The organism is Vibrio sp. E150_011, assembly GCF_053544015.1.
The window spans coordinates 23,272-48,789 of the sequence record NZ_JBHFOL010000019.1; the positions used below are offsets into that span (position 1 = coordinate 23,272).

The 25,518-nt window shown below is 44.5% G+C and carries 18 protein-coding genes; 10 read left to right on the forward strand and 8 right to left on the reverse strand.

The window, feature by feature from the left end; translation table 11 throughout:
* Positions 1–28: 28 nt before the first annotated feature.
* Positions 29–1,519 carry a hypothetical protein gene (locus ACE1OE_RS20895; protein WP_449212172.1) on the reverse strand — a complete coding sequence of 497 codons (1,491 nt, stop codon included), beginning with the start codon at positions 1,517–1,519 and terminating at the stop codon, positions 29–31.
* Positions 1,520–1,959: 440 nt separating this feature from the next.
* Here ACE1OE_RS20895 and ACE1OE_RS20900 point away from each other — a divergent pair, with 440 nt between their 5' ends.
* The 8 genes from ACE1OE_RS20900 (at position 1,960) to ACE1OE_RS20935 (ending at position 14,025) form a co-directional block, all read left to right on the forward strand.
* Entirely contained in the window at positions 1,960–3,507 is a 1,548-nt protein-coding gene (locus ACE1OE_RS20900; RefSeq protein ID WP_102471387.1) for a DUF3360 family protein, read from the forward strand.
* A 265-nt stretch (positions 3,508–3,772) separates the two neighbouring features.
* Positions 3,773–6,049, forward strand: a complete 2,277-nt coding sequence (pflB, locus tag ACE1OE_RS20905; RefSeq protein ID WP_449212173.1) for a formate C-acetyltransferase — start codon at positions 3,773–3,775, stop codon at positions 6,047–6,049.
* A gap of 232 nt (positions 6,050–6,281) precedes the next feature.
* Positions 6,282–7,262 (forward strand): lipid A deacylase LpxR family protein, encoded by a 981-nt coding sequence (locus tag ACE1OE_RS20910; RefSeq protein ID WP_449212174.1) that lies wholly within the window; start codon positions 6,282–6,284, stop codon positions 7,260–7,262.
* 242 nt (positions 7,263–7,504) lie between these two features.
* Positions 7,505–8,245, forward strand: a complete 741-nt coding sequence (gene pflA / locus ACE1OE_RS20915; RefSeq protein WP_449212175.1) for a pyruvate formate lyase 1-activating protein — start codon at positions 7,505–7,507, stop codon at positions 8,243–8,245.
* A 162-nt stretch (positions 8,246–8,407) separates the two neighbouring features.
* A complete protein-coding gene (locus ACE1OE_RS20920; protein ID WP_449212176.1) occupies positions 8,408–8,908 on the forward strand; it encodes a YfbU family protein in 501 nt (166 codons plus the stop codon).
* 287 nt (positions 8,909–9,195) lie between these two features.
* Positions 9,196–11,130, forward strand: coding sequence for a PrkA family serine protein kinase (locus ACE1OE_RS20925; protein WP_102471382.1), 1,935 nt, complete (start codon positions 9,196–9,198; stop codon positions 11,128–11,130).
* Between the two features lie 78 nt (positions 11,131–11,208).
* Entirely contained in the window at positions 11,209–12,480 is a 1,272-nt protein-coding gene (locus tag ACE1OE_RS20930) for a YeaH/YhbH family protein (RefSeq protein ID WP_102471381.1), read from the forward strand.
* Positions 12,481–12,492: 12 nt separating this feature from the next.
* On the forward strand, positions 12,493–14,025 hold the full coding sequence (locus ACE1OE_RS20935; protein ID WP_102471380.1) for a SpoVR family protein: 1,533 nt from the start codon (positions 12,493–12,495) through the stop codon (positions 14,023–14,025).
* Positions 14,026–14,171: 146 nt separating this feature from the next.
* On the opposite strand, the gene ACE1OE_RS20940 is transcribed toward ACE1OE_RS20935, so the two are convergent.
* Complete coding sequence (locus ACE1OE_RS20940) at positions 14,172–16,397, reverse strand: NADP-dependent isocitrate dehydrogenase (RefSeq protein ID WP_449212177.1); 2,226 nt, start codon at positions 16,395–16,397, stop codon at positions 14,172–14,174.
* A 312-nt stretch (positions 16,398–16,709) separates the two neighbouring features.
* Between ACE1OE_RS20940 and ACE1OE_RS20945 the strand changes: the two genes are divergently transcribed.
* Positions 16,710–17,435, forward strand: coding sequence for a pseudouridine synthase (locus ACE1OE_RS20945; RefSeq protein ID WP_449212178.1), 726 nt, complete (start codon positions 16,710–16,712; stop codon positions 17,433–17,435).
* Between the two features lie 17 nt (positions 17,436–17,452).
* On the opposite strand, the gene kdsB is transcribed toward ACE1OE_RS20945, so the two are convergent.
* The 5 genes from kdsB to ACE1OE_RS20970 are packed head-to-tail and all read right to left on the reverse strand — an operon-like array spanning position 17,453 to position 23,464.
* The gene (kdsB, locus tag ACE1OE_RS20950; protein ID WP_372060843.1) at positions 17,453–18,217 is read right to left on the reverse strand and encodes a 3-deoxy-manno-octulosonate cytidylyltransferase; all 765 of its coding nucleotides are present in this window, start codon (positions 18,215–18,217) and stop codon (positions 17,453–17,455) included.
* Positions 18,217–18,396 carry a Trm112 family protein gene (locus ACE1OE_RS20955; RefSeq protein WP_102471376.1) on the reverse strand — a complete coding sequence of 60 codons (180 nt, stop codon included), beginning with the start codon at positions 18,394–18,396 and terminating at the stop codon, positions 18,217–18,219. Before ACE1OE_RS20955 ends, kdsB begins: the two co-directional genes overlap by 1 nt.
* Complete coding sequence (gene lpxK / locus ACE1OE_RS20960) at positions 18,386–19,387, reverse strand: tetraacyldisaccharide 4'-kinase (RefSeq protein WP_449212179.1); 1,002 nt, start codon at positions 19,385–19,387, stop codon at positions 18,386–18,388. The genes ACE1OE_RS20955 and lpxK overlap by 11 nt, the downstream gene beginning before the upstream one ends.
* Positions 19,384–21,138 carry a lipid A ABC transporter ATP-binding protein/permease MsbA gene (msbA, locus tag ACE1OE_RS20965; protein WP_102471374.1) on the reverse strand — a complete coding sequence of 585 codons (1,755 nt, stop codon included), beginning with the start codon at positions 21,136–21,138 and terminating at the stop codon, positions 19,384–19,386. The genes lpxK and msbA overlap by 4 nt, the downstream gene beginning before the upstream one ends.
* Positions 21,139–21,169: 31 nt before the next feature.
* The gene (locus ACE1OE_RS20970; protein ID WP_449212180.1) at positions 21,170–23,464 is read right to left on the reverse strand and encodes a DNA internalization-related competence protein ComEC/Rec2; all 2,295 of its coding nucleotides are present in this window, start codon (positions 23,462–23,464) and stop codon (positions 21,170–21,172) included.
* 8 nt (positions 23,465–23,472) lie between these two features.
* Between ACE1OE_RS20970 and ACE1OE_RS20975 the strand changes: the two genes are divergently transcribed.
* Positions 23,473–23,982 (forward strand): DUF2062 domain-containing protein, encoded by a 510-nt coding sequence (locus ACE1OE_RS20975; protein WP_102471372.1) that lies wholly within the window; start codon positions 23,473–23,475, stop codon positions 23,980–23,982.
* Between the two features lie 289 nt (positions 23,983–24,271).
* Here ACE1OE_RS20975 and lolE read toward each other — a convergent pair whose 3' ends face one another.
* Positions 24,272–25,516 (reverse strand): lipoprotein-releasing ABC transporter permease subunit LolE, encoded by a 1,245-nt coding sequence (lolE, locus tag ACE1OE_RS20980; RefSeq protein WP_449212189.1) that lies wholly within the window; start codon positions 25,514–25,516, stop codon positions 24,272–24,274.
* Between the last annotated feature and the right edge of the window lie 2 nt (positions 25,517–25,518).

The following is a 25,518-nucleotide window of genomic DNA, read 5'->3' on the forward strand; positions in this document are numbered from 1 at the left end:
TAATCATTTCAACACTGCATTCATATCGTTAATTATTTCGATTAGTCAAAAAGGTAAGCTCAGACTTCATCATGTTGATATCTTCAGTAAGGGAGTCAGCTTCCAGCACTACTCGACCATTAAAATCAGAGTAAGCCGCGCTTCCATTACCAACATGATCTTGCATATCTATAGAATTCTTCATTAGATATTGAGCTGAGTAAGCAAAACTTACATTACTTTCATCAACTGCGACCAAACCTATCTCGATAGTATCACTCGCCGTAGTCGGCGAAACCTGCTCCGTTGGGCTTTCTAAGACGACTTGCGATGATGTTACGGGACCGTATATTGATTGATAGAAATTCTTATTTTGATCAGTTTTACTGCGAATTGCCGTTCTTTGGATAGCGAAATCGTTCACACTGTAAGACGTTGAAGTTACGCAATATCCCGAGTCGCAATTTGATATCGATGTCCCAGTAAAATCAGTGACTGTAGGAGCTACAATAGTTGCAGGTGAAGCAGATAGTGGGAGTAACCCAACATAATTCCAATCATAGGTAGTCTTACCATAAACTTCGGCCGTCCAATTTGATAACCTCTTTTCAGACGCCACGTATGAAAAGTCGTTGGTGTCGCTATTGATCGGTTGCCATCCATAAACGTCGTTATCAAGTACAACTTTCACCTTACTTGCTTCATTTAATGTGATATTTGTATTTGTAAATGGATATTGAACCACATCTGAGCTGGTCATTTCTCTAATAGGCTTACTGGTTGGAGGCGTTTGCTTATCATACACGTCGGCTGACTCAATAATGGCATAGTGCGTAAGCGAATTTAGCTTGCTTCCCGTTGGGTTAAAACCAGTTACTATCTTTCTTTCTAATGCAGGAAACCCCGATACCACTGGTAAGTCAATTAACGTACTTCCTTCCAACACTTTCGCTCCTGATGCACTAGTTTGAAATTTAGTCGCACCTGAGCTGTCAGGTGACACAGCAATCACCGCATCATCGTTAGCATTTTCTTCTAGCGCTAAACCACCACGATAACAAGCATTTCCACTAGGTTGCTCATTTCTTACGGCAATAGTCATACTGTGCATCAAATCTTTTTGCACACCAAAGATATAAGACTCTCTTTGCCCAGACACGAGGCCACTTAACTCTTCCAAAGCCACATAGCCCTTGTAAGGTATGTCATCTTTCTTAATAGAAACAAGCCCATTTGTCGGAATGTTATCTATCGTCTTTTCTGTTACAACCTGACCATTCTCGTCATGAAACAAAATACGGAAGTTGCGATCAGCAACTCTCGCTGCGATGACATTACCATCGACAGAGTCATCATTCGCAAAAATCGCACAACCCGAAGATACTTTTGAACGTTCAATCGAATACAGATCAACAACTTGCCATTGATATACGATTGGTGCAGGGCCACTAGATCCACCGCTATCACCGCCGCCTCCGCCACACCCAACCATTACTGTAGAAATCGCGGCAACAAGCGGCAACATTAGTCTTTTTTTCATCATTCTTTCCTAGCTGATTTTTGTGCGGCAAAGCGTTGCCATGCCAATCTATTACCTTAAATTAAGCAAGGAATATGCCACCTATTAGTTTTGTTGCAATGGATTGAGTTCTTTCCACTTAGTAAACCTGACTCATATTGTTAATTTGTGAAAGCGACTTACGCAGAATGTTAATCAAGTGCGCACATTCAAACATTGGTTGTAATTTTCTTTCACATTTTTTCGTAAAGTGATCAAGATCAATCAAGCTCTTAGCGTTGCTTGCTAGACTCGGCTGCATTGATATAGCACGAATAATTCGCCTACTTGTTATAGATATCGTCTATTCTTAAGCACGCTAGTCGCGTGTAAGTATCCATTTCATATTCAGCGAATGTATTCTTCTATCAAGCCAAACGACTAAAACGCCAAACGACTAACTTTTTATAAATGAGGAATCTATGTCAGACGCCGTTAATAAAGCGCATTCTGATTCAGATATTGAGACTAAAAGCTATCAAGAGCTTCACCGTCCTGCTTCTGAGTTTGCCAGCCGCTCTGAATACCTAGACCACGAACTTCAAATCATGAAACCACGCCGCTATGGATTAAACCTGCCGGGTCGTGATTTCCGCTTTGAACTCGAAGACTTAGTACCTGCCCTGGCGGGTACTATTGGTATTATCGCCATGTATTCAGCGGTAATGATGTCTTGGGCTGACGGTTTAACCGCAGCATGGGACCATGTAAACCTTGGCAAAGAATTTGCAATTGAAGTTGCACGTGTAGAGATGCTAATCCCTGCTTTGTTGTTCTGTATTCTTGCTTCTGGCTTCTTCAATCCAAGAGCTAACCTTGCCGGTAACCACGGACCAATGATTCCACTGATTGGCTCGATTGCTCTTGCAGGCGCTCACCCTCTTGCTCTTGCTATTTTATTGGGTGTCTTCGGTCTACTATTGAGCTACTTCAAAGGTGGGTCCAAGCTGGTGAATCTCACCTCGCAAGGTACCGCTGGTGGTCTATTGATTTTCCTAGGCTTCACCGGGACCATGAGTCAAATCGGATCGATTCAAGAATGGGCAGTAGGCCTTTCGTCTGCCACGGTTGACGCTGGGAGCATGGGCTATGTTGGCTTAGTGGTTCTTGGTATTAACATTGCTGTGTACGCCTATCTTGCGAAAATCAACAAGCGTTGGTTAGCGATTCCAGTTTGTGCGATTACCGGGTTATTGATTGCTCTAGGTTTAGGCGCCGGCTTTGACCTAACATTTGAAACACAAATGGGGATCCCGAACCTGAACCCTGTTTACTGGTGGGGCAGCACAGAACAAGGTTGGCAATTAGGTTTACCAAATCTTGCACACTTCATTGCTTCATTACCATTCGCGATCTTAGCGGTAGCAATGTGGTCACCGGATTTCTTAGGTCACCGTATCTTCCAAGAACTTAACTATCCTCGCAAAACTGAAAAAGTATTGATGGATGTTGATGACACCATGACGATGTGTTCAGTTCGTCAAATGGTTGGTACTGCAGTAGGTGGTGGTAACATTACCTCTTCTTGGGGTACGTACATGATCCCAGCAGCTATCGCAAAACGTCCAATTCCAGCGGGCGCGATTCTTCTTGGTTCTCTATGTATCATTGTTGCAATCCTAGGCTTCCCGATGGATGTTGCAGTATGGCCACCAGTGATGCGTGTTGCGCTGCTAGTTGGGGTATTCTTGCCGCTACTTGAAGCAGGTATGCAAATGGTAAGAGAAACAAAAGACTCTCAAGCAGCAGGCATCTGTATCTTTGCAGCTGTGGTAGCGAACCCTGTACTTGCTTGGGCGCTAACCATGTTCCTCGATAATAATGGCCTTATTGGCGACAAAGAGCGTGCATCTCGTCTATCTTTTGTAGACAAGATCGTGATCCCTGTCGGTGTCTTCGTCGTATGTCTGATAGCAATGCTTGCTGTTGGTATGCTAGAAGGCCAGTATGGAATCCCAGCATTCCTATAGAAATGCAGTGAAAAATTTGGGTAGTGCCCGTCGCTACCCAAATTTTTATTATGTTTTTTTAATTTTTATTGATTTAGTTTAAGTTTTACAATAAATTTTTAGTGTAGACTTGATTTCAACCTGATGAATAACAATATTTATGATTAATTGGTACTATGATTGACCATAAATATTTTTATTAATGTGTGTACTGGTTCCCCATTCGGAGAGCACTCGATTACTTGAGAACAGTACGTGTTTTTTCTACTAACAAGGTAGGTATGTCATGGCAGAGCAATTTGCTAAAGCTTGGGAAGGTTTTGCGACAGGTGAGTGGCAAAACGAAGTAAACGTTCGTGATTTCATCCAAAAGAACTATGCACCTTATGAAGGTGACGAAGACTTCCTAGTTTCTGAAGGTACTGAAGCAACTAACAAGCTTTGGGCTAAAGTAATGGAAGGTATCAAACAGGAAAACGCGACTAAAGCACCTGTAGATTTCGATACTTCTGTTATTTCTACCATCACTGCACACGATGCAGGCTACATTGAGCAAGACCTAGAGACTATCGTTGGTCTTCAAACTGAAGCACCACTTAAACGTGCAATCATCCCTAACGGTGGTGTACGTATGGTTGAAGGTTCTTGTAAAGCATACGGTCGCACTCTCGACCCAATGGTTTCAAAAATCTACTCTGAATACCGTAAAACACACAATGCTGGTGTTTTCGATATCTACACGCCTGACATCCTAAAATGTCGTAAATCAGGTGTTCTAACAGGTCTTCCTGATGCATACGGTCGTGGTCGTATCATCGGTGATTACCGTCGTGTAGCACTTTACGGTATCAACTTCCTAATGAAAGATAAGCAAGCTCAATTTGCTTCTCTTCAAGAGCGTTTCGAAAACGGCGAAGACCTAGTAGCAACAATGCAACTTCGTGAAGAAATCTCTGAGCAACACCGTGCACTTGGCCAAATCAAAGTTATGGCTGAAAAATACGGTTTCGATATCTCTGAGCCAGCTCAAACTGCTCAAGAAGCGATTCAGTGGACTTACTTCGGCTACCTAGCTGCAGTTAAATCACAAAACGGCGCAGCAATGTCTCTTGGCCGTACTTCATCTTTCCTAGATATCTTTATCGAGCGTGATATCGCTGCTGGTAAGATCACAGAAGTTGAAGCACAAGAAATGATTGACCATTTCGTCATGAAGCTACGTATGGTTCGTTTCCTACGTACTCCTGAATACGATGAGTTGTTCTCTGGTGACCCAATCTGGGCAACAGAATCAATGGGTGGTATGGGTATCGACGGTCGTACACTAGTGACACGTACTAACTTCCGTTTCCTAAACAGCCTATACACAATGGGTCCATCGCCAGAGCCAAACATCACGGTTCTTTGGTCTGAGCAACTGCCTGTAGGCTTCAAGAAGTTCTGTGCAAAAGTATCTATCGATACTTCTTCTATCCAGTACGAAAATGATGACCTAATGCGTCCTGACCTAGAATCTGACGACTACGCAATCGCTTGTTGTGTATCTCCAATGATTGTTGGTAAACAAATGCAGTTCTTTGGCGCTCGTGCTAACCTTGCTAAAACAATGTTGTACGCAATCAATGGCGGCATTGATGAGAAACTGAAAATGCAGGTTGGTCCTAAAGAAGCACCAATGACTGATTCAGTTCTTGATTACGACAAAGTAATGGACCGTCTAGACCACTTCATGGATTGGCTAGCGAAGCAATACGTGACTGCGCTAAACAGCATTCACTTCATGCACGATAAGTACAGCTACGAAGCGTCTCTAATGGCTCTACATGACCGTGACGTTCGTCGTACTATGGCATGTGGTATTGCAGGTCTTTCTGTTGCTGCTGACTCATTGTCTGCTATCAAGTACGCTACTGTTAAACCAGTACGTGACGAAGACGGCATTGCAACTGATTTCGAAATCGAAGGCGATTACCCTAAATTTGGTAACAACGACGCACGCGTTGATGACATCGCATGTGAACTTGTTTCTACGTTTATGGGCAAAATCCGTAAGCTTAAGATGTACCGTGATGCAATCCCTACTCAGTCTATCCTTACTATCACTTCAAACGTGGTATACGGTAAGAAGACAGGTAACACTCCAGACGGTCGTCGTGCTGGCGCTCCTTTCGCTCCTGGTGCTAACCCAATGCACGGTCGTGACGAAAAAGGTGCTGTAGCTTCACTTACTTCTGTAGGTAAACTACCGTTCGCTGACGCACAAGATGGTATCTCTTACACTTTCTCTATCGTTCCTAACGCGCTAGGTAAAGAAGAAGACAGCCAACGTGCTAACCTTGCAGGCCTAATGGATGGTTACTTCCACCACGAAGCTGGCATCGAAGGTGGTCAACACCTTAACGTTAACGTTCTTAACCGCGGCACTCTTGAAGACGCAGTTAAGCACCCTGAGAATTACCCTCAGTTAACAATCCGTGTATCAGGTTACGCAGTACGCTTTAACTCTCTAACACCAGAGCAGCAAGCAGACGTAATCGCACGTACATTTACTGAGTCTCTATAATTTAACGTTATAATGATTTAGACATAAACCTCGCTTCGGCGAGGTTTTTTTTAGCCAATAATAGGCTTATTTTCCCATTTAGTATTAATCGTTACGTGTAAATATTACTTACAATTCTCCCCCTCTCTACACCGAACTTTCGCATCTAATATCCAACCTTCCCCTTCACAAATATCACACTATCGTCTTAACTTAGATTAACTCTATCCGTTGTACTGAAAGAGAGTGGGTCATGAATTATAGTGTTGTATTCCCTTTAGTTTTGTTATCTGTAAGTGCGCTCGCGTCTGAACGCTCTACCCTTGCGTTCTCAATAGACAATGACAGTGTGTTTGGTACTGACGAAGACTATACTAACGGCCTATTCTTTTCCTATACGAGTGGAAAAATTTCACCCTATCCTGCTTTTAAACCATTGAGTTTGTCGTACTGGAAAGCATCATCACTTGATAAGATAGAATTCCAACTCGGGCATAAGATGTGGACACCTTCGGATATCAATTCTTCCAAACCTGTCGCCAATGATCGCCCCTATGCGGGTTTTTTTTACGCAGAACTAAACTATATCAGCTTGCACCCTCAACAAGCGCAACGGTTCAACCTTACCATAGGCGCTACTGGCGAAAGCTCATTTGCTGACCGAGCTCAGAAGCTTGTTCACTCAATAACAAGGTCAACCGAGCCTAAAGGCTGGGAATATCAAATTGAAGATCAAGCCGCCGGCAGTATCGGCTATTTAACACATTTCAATTTACAAAGGCAGTCACTGTCTGAGCATACCTCATGGGAAATATCGAACGTCACAGAGACTAACATTGGTAACTTTAGAAGTGCTCTATCTACAGGTGCGATGTTCAGGTGGGGAAAGGACTTAAGTGGCAGTTTTGGGTCCGCCAATATCAGCAGTGAAAATCCATTTAAGGCTGGCATGATTGGCGCTTCAAACACCGGCTGGTTTGGCTATTTGGGAGCAAAAGCCCGCTATCGATTTAATGATCTGACCATTCAAGGCGATCGACCTGGTATTCCAGAGCCAAGCGCCGCCTATAATGTCACATTAGAACCACTCCAAGCAGAGGCTATTGTTGGAGTAACTTGGTATAACCAATATATTGGTATCAGTACCTTTCTAGCGACTAAATCCTCGGAATATAAAGAAGCACCTCGTTCGATTTACACTAACGGCGGGATGTCTATGTTTGCTTTTTTTTAAGTGGCTACGCCGCGTACCTAATCATTACCTGCAGTTGCCGCAGAGTCGTTTCAAGACTCGTCACAATCAATAAAGCCCAAATGAACGTGACGGGTACCACTATTCCAGCATCTAACAGTTACCTATTATTAACAACATCATACGCTGTATTCACAGGATGAAGGTTTCCGCCAGTTTTCCTGTTAGGCGCCGCTGTTTTATAATAAAATAGCGGGTAAAAATAATTAGTAGAGAAAGAGCTCATGTCAATATCTGGACGCATTCACTCATACGAATCCTGTGGTACAGTCGATGGCCCCGGGATACGCTTTATCGTGTTCTTACAAGGCTGCCTTATGCGCTGCATGTATTGTCATAATCGCGATACATGGGACACTCACGGCGGGAAAGAAGTAACGGTTGATGAATTGATCGCTGAAGCGAAATCATACCGTCATTTCATGAATGCCTCAGGCGGCGGTATTACATGTTCGGGTGGCGAAGCGATGCTTCAACCTGAGTTTGTCCGTGACTTTTTCCAAGCAGCACAAGCCGAAGGTATCCATACGTGTTTAGACACCAATGGCTATATTCGAAAGCACACCGAGGTGGTGGACGAAGTGCTCGCCGCAACCGATCTCGTTATGCTAGATATCAAGCATATGAAAGACGAAATTCACCAAGATTTCATTGGGGTCTCTAACCGACGAACCTTAGATTTCGCTCGCTATCTACAAAAAATAAATCAGAAAACTTGGATCCGCTATGTCATTGTTCCTGGGTACACCGACGACCCTGAATCTGCGCATTTGTTAGGCCAATTTATTCAAGGTATGGATAACATTGAAAAAGTGGAGCTATTGCCATACCACAAACTCGGTGCACATAAGTGGGAAGCTCTGGGGTATGACTACCCATTAGAGGGAACGCAACCACCATCAAAAGAAGTGATGGATGGCATCGTTGATATCCTTTCACAATATACAGATGTCGTAAAATACTAACCGATATGCACCTCAGAACAAAAACGCGCTTGATGCGCGTTTTTTTGTCACAATTTTGTGTTGAGATCATGTTCCTTATTGGCCGTAAACTGGTACCCTAACTAAAATTCAAATGCGGTACACCGCATATAATAAAAGACTATCTGTAGTGAGGCTCCAAAGATGGAAATGACTAATGCTCAACGTCTAATTTTGTCGAATCAATATTACCTAATGGCTAAACTTAGCCCTGAAAGTGAAAACAAATATAAAAGACTACAAACCATTGTTGAACGTGGCTATGAACTTCAAATGCGTGAGATGAACAAAGAGTTCGGTTGTCTCGTTGAAGATGAATGTCGTGAAATTATCGACATCATGGAGATGTACCACGCCATGCAAGAATCGAACAAAATGCTCGACCAAAATGAGCGTAAAGACGTCGATCAACGTCGTTTGTTATTTCTAGGCTTTGACATTGCAAGTGAGGCTCAACTTGTCAATTATGTCCGTTTTTTAGTTGACTCTGAAGGGTTATATCCACAATTTGATAAAGCAGACCATCATTTTAACAGCCAAATGCCAATGCTTGAAAAATATCGTCGTATGCTGGTTACGTGGAAAAATTGTCCTCGTCAGTACCATTTATCTAGTGCTGAATTTAAGCAAATATTTAACGCTTAATCGTCTACACGAAGTGTGATAGCTCAAATTTAATACGCCTCGCAACTATCAAGCGGGGCGTTATTCATTCAAGTGCCCCAATAGAAATACCGACAATTCCCAAAAACAAGACCGCTGTTTAATACCTGAGACTTCCACTGATTTTCATCCGCCCTTCTCCACTGGTTTACAAATAAACACATAATTGTAAAGCATAAATCTCAAAAGCCTACTAGTCTTTAAATTGACATGGAGTCGCATTATTTGTGTGTTATCAGTCAGCTTTGCCGGTTTAAGGGGAATCAGCTATGAGTATTTTCGACCATTATCAATCGCGGTACGAAGCCGCAAAAGATGAAGAGCTATCAATTCAAGAATTCTTGAGTCTATGTAAAGACGAAAAAAGTGCTTACGCTAATGCAGCTGAACGTCTTTTACTTGCGATCGGTGAGCCTGAGGTCATCGACACGGCACAAGATCCACATTTGAGCCGCCTTTTTTCAAATAGAATCATATCGCGCTATAAAACCTTCGAAGACTTTTATGGAATGGAAGACGCCATTGAACAGATCGTCTCCTACCTCAAGCATGCCGCTCAAGGCTTGGAAGAAAGAAAACAAATTTTATACCTTCTCGGTCCTGTAGGCGGAGGGAAATCATCACTTGCTGAAAAACTTAAAGCATTAATGCAAAAGATGCCTATCTACGTTTTATCTGCAAACGGCGAAAGAAGCCCAGTAAATGATCACCCATTCTGTCTGTTTGATGTGTCTGAGGATGGCGATTTACTTAAAAGTGAATACGGCATTGAAAAGCGCTATGTTCGTTCAGTGATGTCTCCTTGGGCAGCAAAACGTCTGCACGATTTTGGTGGTGATATTACCAAATTTAAAGTGGTGAAAGTGCGTCCATCGATTCTCGACCAAGTCGGGATAGCGAAAACCGAACCCGGCGATGAAAACAACCAAGACATTTCATCGTTAGTGGGTAAAGTCGATATTCGACAACTTGAGCATTTCTCACAAGATGACCCTGATGCCTACAGCTACTCGGGTGCACTTTGTCGGGCGAACCAAGGCTTGATGGAATTTGTAGAGATGTTCAAAGCGCCAATTAAGGTGCTACACCCATTATTGACAGCAACGCAAGAAGGCAACTACAACGGTACTGAAGGGCTTTCTGCCCTGCCCTTTGACGGTATGATTCTGGCGCACTCGAACGAATCAGAATGGCAAACGTTTAGAAACAATAAGAATAACGAAGCATTCCTAGATCGTGTCTATATTGTGAAAGTTCCTTACTGTTTACGAGTCTCTGAAGAAGTTAAAATTTATCAAAAACTTCTTGAACACAGTGAGCTGACCAAAGCACCTTGTTCACCAAGTACGCTAGAGTTATTAGGTCAGTTCAGTGTCCTTTCACGCCTAAAAGATCCAGAGAATTCATCGTTATTCTCTAAAATGCGGGTTTATGACGGCGAAACGCTTAAAGACACGGATCCTAAGGCAAAAAGCTATCAAGAATACCGAGACTACGCTGGCGTTGATGAAGGCATGTCTGGGTTATCGACACGGTTTGCCTTTAAGATCTTGTCTCGCGTGTTCAACTTTGACCAAACAGAAGTCGCGGCCAACCCGGTACATCTGTTTTATGTCATCGAGCAACAAATTGAGCGAGAACAGTTCCCTCAAGAAGTGGGCGAAAAATACCTTGAATTCTTAAAGGGTTATCTTGTACCTCGCTATGTTGAGTTCATCGGTAAAGAGATTCAAACTGCTTATCTCGAATCTTATTCTGAGTACGGCCAAAATATCTTTGACCGATACGTCACGTATGCCGATTTTTGGATTCAAGATCAAGAGTATCGTGATCCAGAAACTGGGCAGTTATTTGATCGTTCTTCACTTAATGAGGAACTCGAAAAAATTGAGAAAACAGCAGGGATCAGCAATCCAAAAGACTTCCGTAACGAGATTGTTAACTTTGTTCTTAGAGCACGTGCAAACAATAACGGTTCGAATCCAGTTTGGACGAGTTACGAAAAATTACGCACCGTAATCGAAAAGAAAATGTTCTCTAACACTGAAGAACTGCTGCCCGTCATCTCTTTCAATGCCAAAACTTCATCAGACGATCAACGTAAGCACGACGATTTTGTCAACCGTATGATGGAAAAAGGCTATACCGAAAAACAAGTAAGGCTATTGTCTGAGTGGTACTTGCGCGTTCGTAAGTCCTCTTAAACACACCGAGCTTTTTACGCAGCCCCGAGCGAACGCTCGGGTCCTGCTTGGTGAGGGGAATACAGGGAGTAATAGCTCATGTCTCAATTTATCGATAGACGCCTAAATGGTAAAAATAAGAGTGCCGTTAATCGACAACGATTCTTGCGCCGACATAAACAAAAAATCAAAGAGTCCGTCACTGATGCGGTGAACCGACGCTCAATCACAAATACGGAAACCGGCGAAGATGTCTCGATACCCAATACTGATATCAGCGAGCCAATCTTTCATCAAGGTAAAGGCGGATTAAAAGAGCAAGTGCATCCGGGTAATGACCAATTCATTACTGGTGACAAAATTGAACGTCCCCCGAAGGGAGGACAGGGCGGTGGCGCGGGTCAAGGCGATGCCAGTCAAGATGGCGAAGGGGAAGATGAATTCGTTTTCCAGATCTCAAAAGATGAATATCTCGATATCCTCTTTGAAGACTTAGCGTTACCTAACCTACAAAAAAATCAAATCAATAAAATAAAAGAGTGGAAAACGCACCGCTCTGGCTACCAAACGGCTGGTATGCCATCCAACATCGCTATTGTACGTTCATTGCAACAATCATTAGCACGCAGAACGGCTATGACCGCCGGGAAGCGTCGATTGGTTGAGGAGCTATATCAACAGTTAGACGATATTCAAATGAGTGAACCCGCTCAGCCTATTGAAGAAAAACGCATCAAAGAAGAAATAGCCAATCTTCGTAAAAAAATCGAAAGCGTGCCCTTTATTGACACCTTTGATCTGCGCTTCAAGAACTATGAAAAACGTCCGGTACCTTCAAGCCAAGCCGTCATGTTTTGTTTGATGGATGTGTCTGGCTCGATGGACCAAGCCACCAAAGACATCGCTAAGCGCTTTTATGTATTGCTCTATTTGTTTCTGACGCGTACATACGAAAACGTTGAAGTCGTGTTTATTCGCCACCACACTCAGGCAAAAGAGGTGGATGAGCATGAGTTTTTCTATTCGCAAGAAACCGGTGGAACCATTGTTTCAAGTGCATTGAAGCTAATGCAACAAATCGTGCAAGAGCGTTTCCCACTTGAGCAATGGAACATCTATGCAGCACAGGCTTCCGATGGCGATAATTGGGCGGATGACTCCCCTCGATGCAAAGAACTGCTCGTCAACAGCTTACTACCTGCATGTCAATATTACTCTTATATCGAAATCACTCGTCGCACTCATCAAACACTGTGGCATGAATATGAAAAGCTCGAAAATGACTTTGACAATTTTGCGATGAAAAACATACGTTCCGTTGAAGATATTTTTCCAGTGTTCAGGGAATTGTTTCAAAAGGAAACGACATAGGGAGATGTGTCTATGACCACCGAAGCTAAAACGACATCGAAGGTACTGCCTGATGGTCCTGATTGGACATTTGACTTGCTTGAGCGCTATCACACTGAAATCAAGCGCGTCGCAGCTTTATATAAATTGGATACGTACCCCAATCAAATCGAGGTCATCACGTCAGAGCAAATGATGGATGCCTATTCTAGTATTGGGATGCCCATCAATTACAACCATTGGTCTTTTGGTAAAAAGTTCATCCAAACTGAACAAGGTTATAAACACGGTCAGATGGGGCTAGCCTACGAGATCGTCATCAACTCAGACCCTTGTATTGCCTACTTGATGGAAGAAAACTCTGTCACCATGCAAGCCTTAGTCATGGCTCACGCTTGTTACGGTCATAACTCATTTTTCAAAGGTAACTATCTATTTCAAACTTGGACAGATGCCGGTTCAATTATCGACTATCTGTTATTTGCCAAAAACTACATCTCCGAATGTGAGCAAAAATACGGAGTAGAAGAGGTAGAGCAAACCCTCGATTCCTGCCATGCTTTAATGAATTATGGCGTTGACCGATATAAAAGACCGGAAAAAATATCCATCGCTGAGGAAACCATCCGTCAACAGCAACGCGAGGCTTACCTCCAATCTCAAGTCAATGAACTATGGCGGACAGTGCCACAAAATAAAGAAAAAGAATCCACACAAAAAAGCCGATTCCCTAGCGAGCCGCAGGAGAATATCCTGTATTTCATTGAAAAAAATGCCCCACTCCTAGAACCATGGCAGCGTGAAATTGTTCGTATTGTGCGTAAAGTCAGCCAGTATTTTTATCCACAAAAGCAAACGCAAGTCATGAATGAAGGCTGGGCGACTTTCTGGCATTACACCATACTCAACCACCTTTATGACGAAGGTTTGGTCAGCGATAAATTCATCCTCGAATTTCTCCATAGCCACACTAGCGTGGTTGCTCAACCTGCCTATAACAGCCCTTATTTCAGTGGTATTAACCCTTATGCGCTCGGGTTTGCCATGTTTAGAGATATTAAACGCATTTGCGAAGAGCCCACCGATGAGGATAAAGAGTGGTTCCCAGACTTGGCGGGCAGCGATTGGTTAGAATCCATGCATTTTGCGATGCACAACTTTAAAGACGAGAGTTTCATCAGCCAGTATCTTTCACCTCGATTAATGAGGGAATTTAAGCTGTTCTCTATCCTTGATGACGATAGAAAGAACTTTATCGAGATCTCAGCTATTCATGACGAGATGGGCTATCGAAAAATACGAGAAAAATTGGCGGCTCAATACAATCTAAGTAACCTTGAACCTAACATACAAGTGTTTAACGTTGATGTTCGCGGCGACCGATCGTTGACATTACAACATGTGCCTCACAATCGTATCCCACTAGACGGTGGGCACGAGGAAGTTCTCAAGCACTTGTACCGGTTATGGGGCTTTGATGTCATATTAGAGGAAGTGAAAGAATCAGGGCGACGCGAGATACTTGCCACTTGTCCAAAACGAGAGGCATACAACTCGACGATCTAAAGCTTTTGTCTAAACACGTGAATAGCCTATATCCTCACTCTTTAAACAGCTCTTCAGAAAATAAAAAAAACGGTCCTTAACAAGGACCGTTTTCATTTAGGTATCAATCATCGTCACTGGGTTAGTCACCCAACGATTCAAAAGCCCTAACGATTGACGATTGCGTTCAGTGTTGAGCTTGCACGCATTAATGGTGAAACTAAGTCATCATTAAGTAGGTAGTAACCACCAAGATCCCCTGGTACACCTTGAGCATTATTAAGCTCAGAGACAATCACACTTTCGTTGGATGCCAGCTGCTCTGCAATAGGTGCAAATTCACTCGCCAAAGCCGCATCTTCAGTCTGAAGCGCAAGCGCTTGAGCCCAGTACAGCGCAAGGTAGTAATGTGAGCCACGGTTATCTAATTCACCGACTTTGCGAGACGGGGACTTATTCATATCCAAGAATTGGCCAGTCGCCAAGTCTAGCGCTTTCGCTAATACGTTGGCACGTTCGTTACCGCTAACCGTGCTCAGGTGCTCTAAAGAGGCCGCTAATGCTAGGAATTCACCTAATGAATCCCAACGCAAGTGGTTTTCTTTTTGAACTTGCTGTACGTGCTTAGGCGCTGAGCCACCCGCACCCGTTTCAAACAAACCACCACCGTTCATGAGTGGAACGATAGAGAGCATTTTCGCTGAAGTGCCCAACTCAAGAATAGGGAAAAGATCGGTCAGGTAATCACGTAACACGTTACCAGTGACAGAAATGGTGTCTTGCCCTTTCTTAATGCGGTCTAATGAGAAAATGGTTGCCTCTAGCGGCGCAAGAATTCGAATATCCAAACCACTCGTATCATAGTCTGGGAGGTACTGATTTACTTTCTTAATCAGCTCTGCATCATGTGCACGAGCTTCATCTAGCCAAAAGACCGCTGGCACGCCTGACGCGCGAGCACGCGTGACCGCCAGTTTTACCCAATCTTGGATTGGCGCGTCTTTAACTTGGCACATACGGAAAATATCACCGACTTCGACGGTTTGCTCTAAGAGCGTTAGACCTTCGCTATTGATGACTTCAACTTTACCTGCATCGTCTAGAATGAATGTTTTGTCATGAGAGCCATATTCTTCGGCCTTTTGAGCCATAAGGCCAACGTTAGGTACACTACCCATTGTCGTTGGATCAAACGCTCCATTCTCAATACAAAAATCAATCACAGCTTGGTAAATGCTTGCATAACTACGGTCTGGAATCAGAGCTTTGGTGTCTTGTTGCTTACCATCCGGGCCCCACATTTGACCAGAAGAGCGCAGCATTGCTGGCATTGACGCATCAACGATAATATCGCTTGGTACATGCAAGTTGGTGATGCCACGGTCAGAGTCAACCATCGCAAGTGGCGGTTGTGTTTCATACACAGCCTCTAGGTCAGCTTCGATCTCAGCTTTTTGAGCCGCAGGCAATGATGCAATTTTTGCGTACACATCACCGATACCGTTACGGACGTCAACACCAAGCTCGGTAAATAACGCACCATGCTTGGCAAACACATCTTTGTAGTACACTTTAACCGCATGACCGAAGATAACTGGGTCAGAGACTTTCATCATTGTCGCTTTCAAGTGAAGAGACAGCAGCACACCTTGTTGCTTAGCTTCCGCAATTTGTGTTTCGAAAAATTCAACCAAGGCATTCTTATTTAGAACCGATGCGTCGATAATCTCACCAGAAAGCAACGCTACGTTTTCTTTTAGCGTCGTGACCTTACCGTCAACCGAAGTGAATTGAATCTTAACGTTTGTTGCCTCGGCAACGGTGACTGACTTTTCGCTACCGAAGAAATCTTTATCCGACATACTCGCAACATGCGACTGTGAGTCTTTCGACCAAGCACCCATTGAATGCGGATTTTTCTTCGCGTAGTTTTTCACTGACAATGGAGCACGACGATCTGAGTTACCTTCGCGTAATACTGGGTTTACCGCACTACCTTTAATTTTGTCGTAAGTCGACTTGATGGCTTCTTGCTCTGGTGAGCTTGGATCTTCTGGGTAGTCAGGCAGTGCGTATCCGTTAGCTTGTAGCTCTTGGATTGCCGTTTTCAATTGTGGAATTGATGCGGATATATTCGGAAGCTTAATAATATTTGCTTCAGGCGTTTTAGCAAGCTCACCAAGCTCACTCAGCGCATCGCCGATACGCTGCTCATCATTCAGATATTCAGGGAAGTTTGCAATAATGCGCCCTGCTAATGAGATGTCTCTCGTATCAACGTTGATACCAGATGAGGCAGTGAATGATTGAATAATCGGTAGTAGTGAATACGTGGCAAGCGCTGGTGCTTCATCCGTAATCGTGTAAATAATGGTCGGCTTTTCTGTAGGCATGAAATTTCCCTATCGTTCTAATTGGGCAAGGTTACCCTTATCAATTAACGCATACCGAAAGAGGCAGCGTAAACGTTATAACTCAAACTCGCTACTCTAGTTACTGCACCCAAATGTGGTGCATTAACGAGCAATTAGAGGCATTTAGTCAAGTTTAACGAAATCCTGAGCAACTATAATTAAACAAAAATGAGCAATTAGTCTATTATCTTGTGCATAAATCCTGTTTTTGAGCGCGCTTATGATAGCTCAAAACAGCGTTAGGCAAAACTAATGCAAACAGTTTGTTTACATTTTTGCAGGGTAGTTAACATGACATTTAAAACAACGCGCACTCAATCCAAGCCGCGCGCGAAAGCAAAATCAACACATTTCAAACAATCTTCAAGCTCATCTTCCTCATCAAATCGTCGTCCTTCACGCCGTTACAAAAACGATGACAGTAAACCAAGGGTATCGCTTGAGGATCGCCAGGTAATCGTATTCAACAAGCCTTACGATACGTTAAGTCAATTCACTGATGGGGACGGACGAAAAACCTTGGCTGATTTTATACCAGTCAAAGAGGTGTATGCTGCGGGTCGATTAGATCGTGATAGCGAAGGGTTACTCATCCTGACGAATGACGGTGTATTACAAGCACGCCTAACCCAACCTAGCTCTAGGTCTGAAAAAACATATTGGGTGCAGGTAGACGGTGCGCCTTCAGATGCAGAGCTCGAAACGCTAGCCAATGGCGTGACATTGAAAGATGGGCCAACGCTGCCGGCTAAGGTAGTACGAATGGAAGCGCCCGATGTATGGGAAAGAAATCCACCAGTACGTTTTCGAGCGAACATTCCAACCACTTGGCTTGCGATCACGATTATTGAAGGGCGAAACCGGCAAGTAAGACGCATGACGGCCAATATTGGCTACCCGACACTGCGTCTTATCCGGGCTTCAGTGGGTAAGTTTACACTCAACCAATTACAACCTGGCGAGTGGGAAAGCCTTCCGGCTGACCACCCCGCTCTAACCACTTACCCTTCGAATTAGTTGAGTAAGGCTTAACGTTACGGCGTAGGTTGCTCAGCAATCAATTGACGTACATGTTCGAGATCCTCTGGCGTATCTACACCCGCTGGAGGAGCTTCCAACGCCAATTCAACATGAATTTTTTCGCCATACCAAAGTACTCGAAGCTGCTCTAAACACTCGATCTTTTCTAATACACTAGGCTTCCACGTAACGTAGGTATTAATAAACCCCGCACGGTACGCATAAATACCGATATGTCTCAATAGTGGCTGCGCAGGTGACTGTTTTGATGGCGTACTGTACGCGTCTCGATCCCAAGGAATAGTCGCGCGACTAAAATACAACGCATACCCTTTCTCATCAGTCACCACTTTAACCGCGTTAGGATTAAAGGCTTCTTGCTCCGTCTCTATACTCACACCTAGCGTTGCCATTGGGGCGACGCTTTGCTCTAAGTTATTGGCAACTTGCGTAATAATGGACGGTGGAATTAATGGCTCATCGCCTTGGACATTAACGACGATGTGTTCGGGTTCAATGCCCATGAGCTGAACAACCTCTGCCAGTCGTTCCGTTCCCGATTCATGCGATGACGACGTCATACACACCTCAGCACCAAAACCCTTTGCTGCTAATTCAACGCGACTGTCATCGGTGGCAATAATGACACGTTTCGCCCCCGATAACATGGCTTTATCGTAAACATGTTGAATCATCGGCTTGCCCGCAATATCCGCGAGAGGCTTACCCGGTAGACGGGAAGACTCGTAACGCGCAGGAATAATGACCGTAAATGACATTAACGTCCCTCATCCATGCCCATGGTTCTGGCTTCTGGCTCCAGTAATACTGGAATGCCTTCTTTAATTGGGTAGGCAAGCCTGTCTAACTTGCAGACTAGCTCTTGTTTATCCTTATCAAACGTCAGCTTACCTTTACAAATTGGGCATGCCACAATTTCCAGAAGTCTATGATCCATAACTTTCTATAACCTTTCTAATTTTTGTCAGTATTTGTGTACTATCGTTGTCTGAAAAATGCGCGGACACAGGCAGGTACCACCAACTCTCACGAGCAAAATGTCGACATTTGACCGCGTCTTTTTCGGTCATGATGACATTATCCACGCCTTCTTCTAAGGCGATAAGTTGCGACAATTCAAACTCTTTATGATCAGCAAACCCTTGGGCACATAAAACATTAGCGCCAAGGTGCTTCAACGTAGCAAAGAAACGGGGCGGATGTCCAATGCCAGCAAAAGCGGCTAGTGACCCAAGCTCATGAACCGGCATTTTCTCACCTGACCGCAAATTTACAGCGCAGTCAGGCTCCAATTGAAACACTTTCTCTCTCTCACTTTTCGCTTGAGATCCATTGACGACAATGAGATCAACCTCGTTAAGCCGAGAAAGTGGCTCTCTCAATGGACCAAGAGGAATAAGGGATTCATTGCCGAAACGACGCTGTCCGTCTACGACGACAATCTCAAATGCGCGGTCTAGTGCATAGTGTTGAAGTCCATCATCGGTAATGATGACATCAACGTTTTGTTTCTCTAACTCTTGTACGGCCTGAGCACGCACAGGGTCAACGACAACGGGCGCACCTGTTCGTTCGAAAATCAATTTAGGCTCATCACCACAATGCGCCGTTGACGAGTTTTCATCGACTCGAAATGGGTAATGCGGCGCTTTTGCACCATAGCCTCTGGAAACTATACCAGGCTTAAAACCAAGCGCGGTTAGCTGTTCAACTAACCATATAACCATGGGTGTTTTGCCATTTCCACCAGCGGTAATATTACCCACAACCACCACGGGTAATGAGGATCGATAAACCGGTTTTTCACCTTGTTGATACGCGTGTCGACGCCTGTTTGAAATGATTCCATACAAACGGCTTAGTGGCCACAACAGCACCCATAATAAGAATCGAAGCGGGTGCTGGTTGAACCAAAGCTTTTCTATCACGAATGCTCACCAAACTGGATACGGTGTAGCTGAGCATACGCGCCTTGATGAGTGATCAATGCTTCGTGATTGCCACGTTCGATGATCTCACCCTCGTCGACGACGAGGATTTCATCCGCCTCTTCAATAGTGGATAAGCGGTGCGCGATAACGAGCACTGTTTTGTCTTTTTGCAATTCATCAAGGGCAGATTGAATCGCTCGCTCTGATTCTGTGTCCAATGCAGACGTTGCTTCATCGAGAATTAATACAGGCGCATCGCGCAGCAGAGCCCGGGCAATAGCAATTCGTTGACGTTGACCGCCAGAAAGGCTCGCACCGTTCTCGCCAATAACCGTATCAAGACCATGCTCGAGTCCCTCGATGAACTCCATCGCATGAGCTTGTGTTGCCGCGTGCTCTATTTGCTCACGACTATAATCGCCTTGGGCAGCGTAAGCGATATTATTGGCAATAGTGTCGTTAAATAGATGGACATTTTGCGATACTAGCGCAAAGTGCTGGCGAAGGTTTGTCAGTTTTAAATCATCAATTTTGTGGCCATCAAGAGCAATATGACCACTGTCAACATCGTAAAAACGAGTAAACAAATTGGCGATGGTACTTTTACCCGAACCCGAGCGCCCTACTAGTGCAATCGTCTTGCCTGCCGGAAGTTCGAAACTCACGTTTCGTAGCGCGGGTTTGTCCGTGCCTTGGTAGGTAAAGGTGATGTCATTAACATGAATATCACCCTTAACTTTTTGTAGTTCTTTCGTTCCGCCGTCTTTTTCCGTATCAAGGTCAATTAGCGCAAACAAGGTTTGGCTGGCCGCCATTCCACGTTGGAACTCTGCCGTCACACTAGTTAGAGCTTTAAGAGGACGCATAAGCGCAAACATGGCAGAGAAAATAACCGTAAAGGTACCCGGTGTGAGTTCACTTCGGATAGAATCAAAACTGGCGAGATACAACACCGATACCAATGCGAGAGAAGCAATCATTTGAATCACTGGATTCGCAATCGCAGATGCACCGACCATTTTCATTGTTTGTTGGCGCATTTGATTACTCATATTATCAAAGCGTTCGCTTTCGACTTTCTGGCCACCGTAGGTTAACACCACCTTGTGCCCCTTCAGCATCTGCTCTGCTGACGTCGTCATCTCACCCATAGAGGTTTGCATGTTGCGCGAGATTTTTCTAAAACGCTTTGATACAAAACCGATCGCCCATGCCACGATAGGAGCCACCGCAATCAAAACCAAAGACAATTGCCAGCTATTCCAAAACATCAAAAATATCAGCCCGATGATACTCGCGCCTTCACGCACTATACTGACAAGAGAACGGCTCGTCGCCCCTGCCACTTGTTCCGAGTCGTAAGTAATTCTTGAAAGCAGCCCGCCGGTTGATTCTTTGTCGAAAAATGAGACAGGCATATGCATAAAGTGACGGAAAATCGTCCTACGCAGCTGCATGACAACGTTGCCTGATACCCAGCTCAAGCAATACGTCGATACAAAACCGCTCAAACCTCGCACAAACATCATACCTAATATTATGATCGGCAAAATCTTCAAGAAATTCGATTCAACGTCGCCAAAACCTTCATCAAGAAGCGGTTTAAGCAAAGAAAGCATGTAAGTATCAGCGGCGGCGTTAATCACGAGGGCGATAACGGCGACGGTCAAGCCTGTTTTGTATTTGCGGATATAAATCCACAAGCGCTTAAAGGTTTGCAGCGTTGTTTCGTCTTGATTTAGCGACATAATTTATCAATCATTTTTTCTTCATTTCCCTTTATTCTACTCCGCTTCTCAACATCTGCCTATACCAAGGCGCAAGCTTATCGCTCCGAAGCGAAGAAGCGCTCACTTCTTGACCATTAAATCGATAAACCACCTGTCCCGCCGATCCAGTATCATGCCAAGTACTGCCGCGTCGCTGATAGCTTTCTTTAATCGCCGGATTAGGCAAGTTCCATCGTCCACCAAAGCGAGTCGAGGCGACCGCATAATTCGCTGTCACTTTGCTCATCAAAAACCTCGACGACGACGTTTTACTACCGTGATGTGGAACAATTAACACATCAATATTCTGCAAAGACAGGTCGCGAAATAATAAGATTTCGCCAATTTTGTCTACATCACCAGCAAACAGTACTCGATAGCTGGCCCCTGACTCCGCGGCATAATACGTCATGAGTACAACACACGAATGTGGGTTGTATGCTCGTGTCACGAGTTTCGGGGGCCATAAGGCCTCAAAGGTTACAGACTTCCAGTACCACTTCTCTCCCTTTTTACAAGGACGTGCACGATCGCTCACATCGGGGCGACGTATCCAGGTCAGCGGCCATGTATTAATAAGAGCTTGCGCTCCGCCTGCGTGATCATTATCTGAGTGACTCAATATCAAGCCTTCAACGGAATCTATACCTAATCGTGTTAACGTCGGCGTAATGACACGCTCAGCAATGCTAAATCCGTTAACCTCCATCCCAGTATCATATATCACCGCTTCTTTACCTTGCTGGATAATCACCGCAAGCCCGTGACCTATATCCAAGACATTGACCTGAAAACCAGACTTTTTGTCCGACTCTATAACCGTTATTCCAGCAGTGACGCCAAGGCAGACGAGTACCTGAACATTCATCCAAACGCGTAAATACCATAAACAAATCAACGTCATCAATAGCCAAACATAAAGCACCTCAAGCTCAAGCCAAAACCAATGTGAATAAGATAGCGCGACATCCACAACCGACAATAACGGATCCATCACAGCGCCATATAACCCGTTATGACTCACGACAAGAGAACATAACGTAATAACTAACAAACTTGGGATAACAACAAACGTAAACCAGGGCACGAATACGAGGTTGTAAAAAGAACTGCCCAGCGAAACCCCATTAAAAAGAAACACCAAAAGGGGTAAAAACAAAATGGCCAATCCAAGATGAAAATACACCCAGTGGTGCTTTTTATCGCCCTCACTCCGTTCGGGAGCATAACGACCAACCGATAAAATAATCAAAGCCGTCACGGCGTAATAAGATAGCCAAAAACTCATACTGGCAGATGAAAACGGAAGCAAGGTTAATATTACGCTCGAACTGATCAACACAATGACGACGGTGTCCGTCTTAACCTTTCTCGCATAAAAAAAATAAAGGACCACGAGCATCAACAGCGCCCTCACCGTGGGTACAGAGTAATTGGCAAGCGCACCATATCCACCCGCAAGCATAAAGCCAATAGTCACACCACCCCACGCCTGACTCACTGATAATAAAGGGCCTGGCTTCAATAGCTTGCTACACACGACTCGTACACATCGCCCAACAAGCACACCAATAGCAAATACAATTCCAACGTGTAACCCAGAAATCGCCATCAGATGTGATAACCCACTTTCACGAAGCTGAGCCCAGTCTCTCGGCGTCAGCAAGGAGCGGTCACCAAAGATGAGGGCCAGGTAGTACGCTTGGTAACGACTTGCTTCTGTCGCCTTTTGGATTTGACGATAGGTAAATGATTTCCAATAACGGGCACTCGATATGAGTACATGTGATGAGGGGGCAATATCCGCTTGGGCAATCATGCCAGTTGAAAAATAATGCTTTTCCTTATCATACCCCACTGAGTTTAACAGCCCGACAATTCGCTTTAGACGAACGGGAGCTGACACCACTGAACCAATCTCTATCGGCGTCGTGACTCTAAGCTTAATTTGCGGTCGATTAAGCCGATAAGTTGGCTCATCATTTATCTCGAGGATGGTGACGTCAACTTCATAGCCTTGACTTATTTGTTTAAAATAGCTGTCAACGTTCGCTTTTATGGTAACATCTGTGCCGAATCGAAAAAGCTGTTCCGATTGGTGCTTAAGTAGATTTCCTTGAATTAATGCCACGGATAGTGCGATGAATACCGTTAATGCTACGAAGCGACGTTTTATCACCCAGGCGACACTGATTAAGGATAAAGGAATCAACCAATAGATATTCGGCATTACTGGCCAAAAGGTTGCACTTACTAATATTAGGGTGTAAACCAAAGGTACGGTGATGCTTGTAAAGAGAGTCATGTTTTCCTATGCCAAGAAAGTTCATTAAACGTTTCATGCCCGATCACGAAGTGATCAAAAAACAAAAGGCGTTGAAAATATTCGGCAATGTCCTCTATAACCCCAATCTTTGGTGTTTGAACCGCCGATCTGCCGCGGGCGCATTTGCCGTCGGCTTGTTTATGGCTTTCGTCCCACTTCCAAGTCAAATGATTATGGCCGCTGGTCTCGCGATATTATTTGGCGTTAATCTGCCGTTATCGGTGGCTTTAGTTTGGATCAGTAACCCCGTTACCATGCCGGTGCTGTTTTACTTCGCCTATAAAGTGGGTGCATTTTGTTTGAACACACCGACACAACCCTTTCATTTTGAACTTTCATGGCAGTATCTGGCAGCACAAATGTCTACAATCGGGCCTCCCTTTTTGTTGGGATGCATGCTTTGTGGCGCGCTTGCAGCCGTTGCCGGCTATTTTGGCATTCGTGGCTTATGGCGCTATTCAGTAGTAAGAAGCTGGCAGCAACGTTCCCTGAGGTAGTCAACTCCGATATAAGCGGGTCGAATCCTCGCGGCGGTACCTTGAAAATGCATAGCGACTACCACTGAGGCTCTAGCCTAGTGGACATCCTAAGATTAAGCTGACAACCGCTAAATTAGAGCGGCTTTGAGGTGTGCACAATGATCGAGAGTCACGATACGAGCAATGTATCGGTGGTGTGAAATCGTTCTGTATGTCAGTAAGCAAAAAAGGACCACTAGGTCCTTTTTTATTTGTCTCTCGCTTAAACAATCAAGCATCAATTAGGCCATCGAAACCCATCCAGTATCTATTTTGCACTGAGTACCGAAGCAGGATTGAGCTGACTCGCTTTTGATGCTGGGTACCAGGTGGCAATTAAGCTCAGCGCAATAGCCGTACCTGACACTAACGCCACATCACTCCACATCAACTGAGACGGTAGGAAATCGACAAAATAAATATCACCTGACAAAAACTGATGACCCACAAGCTCTTCTAAGGCCGAGATAGTTGGAGTAAGATTCAATGCCAATAAAGCACCCGCTATACCACCAACAATACTGCCCACGACGCCCGAAAAGACGCCTTGCCAAATAAAGATTCGTCGAATCAATCGATCGGACGCCCCCATCGTTCGCAAAATCGCAATCTCACCAGAACGGTCTTTTACTGCCATCATCAACGTCGAGACAATATTGAAGCAAGCCACGCCAATCACCAATACCATAACTAGGTACATGATCGTTCTAACCAGCTCAATATCACGATATAAAAAGCCATATTTTTGTTTCCAGCTTCTCAGGTAGACATACTCTGAGAGCGAGTTACCGACTTGTCTTACAATCAATGGGGCATTAAAGACGTCATCCACTTTAATCGAAACGCCGCTGACTTTATCTCCCATTCGGGCGTAGCTCTGAGCATCTTGCAAAGGCACAATCACCAGACTATGGTCAATCTGCCCATTCAACTCGAGCAAACCTGCAACTTTAACCCGAATTCGCCTTGGAGACTGTACCTTACTGGTATTACTGGTCGAGGGGATCATCAAGGTGACAAAGTCACCAATTTTCGCATTGACTTGGTCTGCCACGCCTTTACCCAAAATCGCTTGCTGCTCTCCGGCCCGAAAAGATTGCCAACTTTGTTTGTTCACAAAGCTAGGTAAAGACGACACTTGCTCTTCCAGTTTCGGATCAACGCCTCTCACCTCCACCGCCTTTAGCTGACTGCCTTTTTCAACTAATGCTGTCATGCGAATATACGGCGCCGCCGCTTCCACGCTGGTATGATTGAGAGAAGTCTCCATGATCTTTTGCCAGTTTTCGATAGGTTGATTCACCCCCTCGAACTCGCCGTGAGAGATCACTGACAGCACGCGATTTTTTAACTCACGCTCAAACCCGTTCATTGCCGATAAACCGACAATAATCACCGCGACTCCAACCGCTATACCGACTATCGACGATATCGATATAAACGACACCATGCGATTTCGTTGTTTAGCTTGGCTAAATCGTTTGCCAATAAAAAAGGATAGTGACACGTTGATTC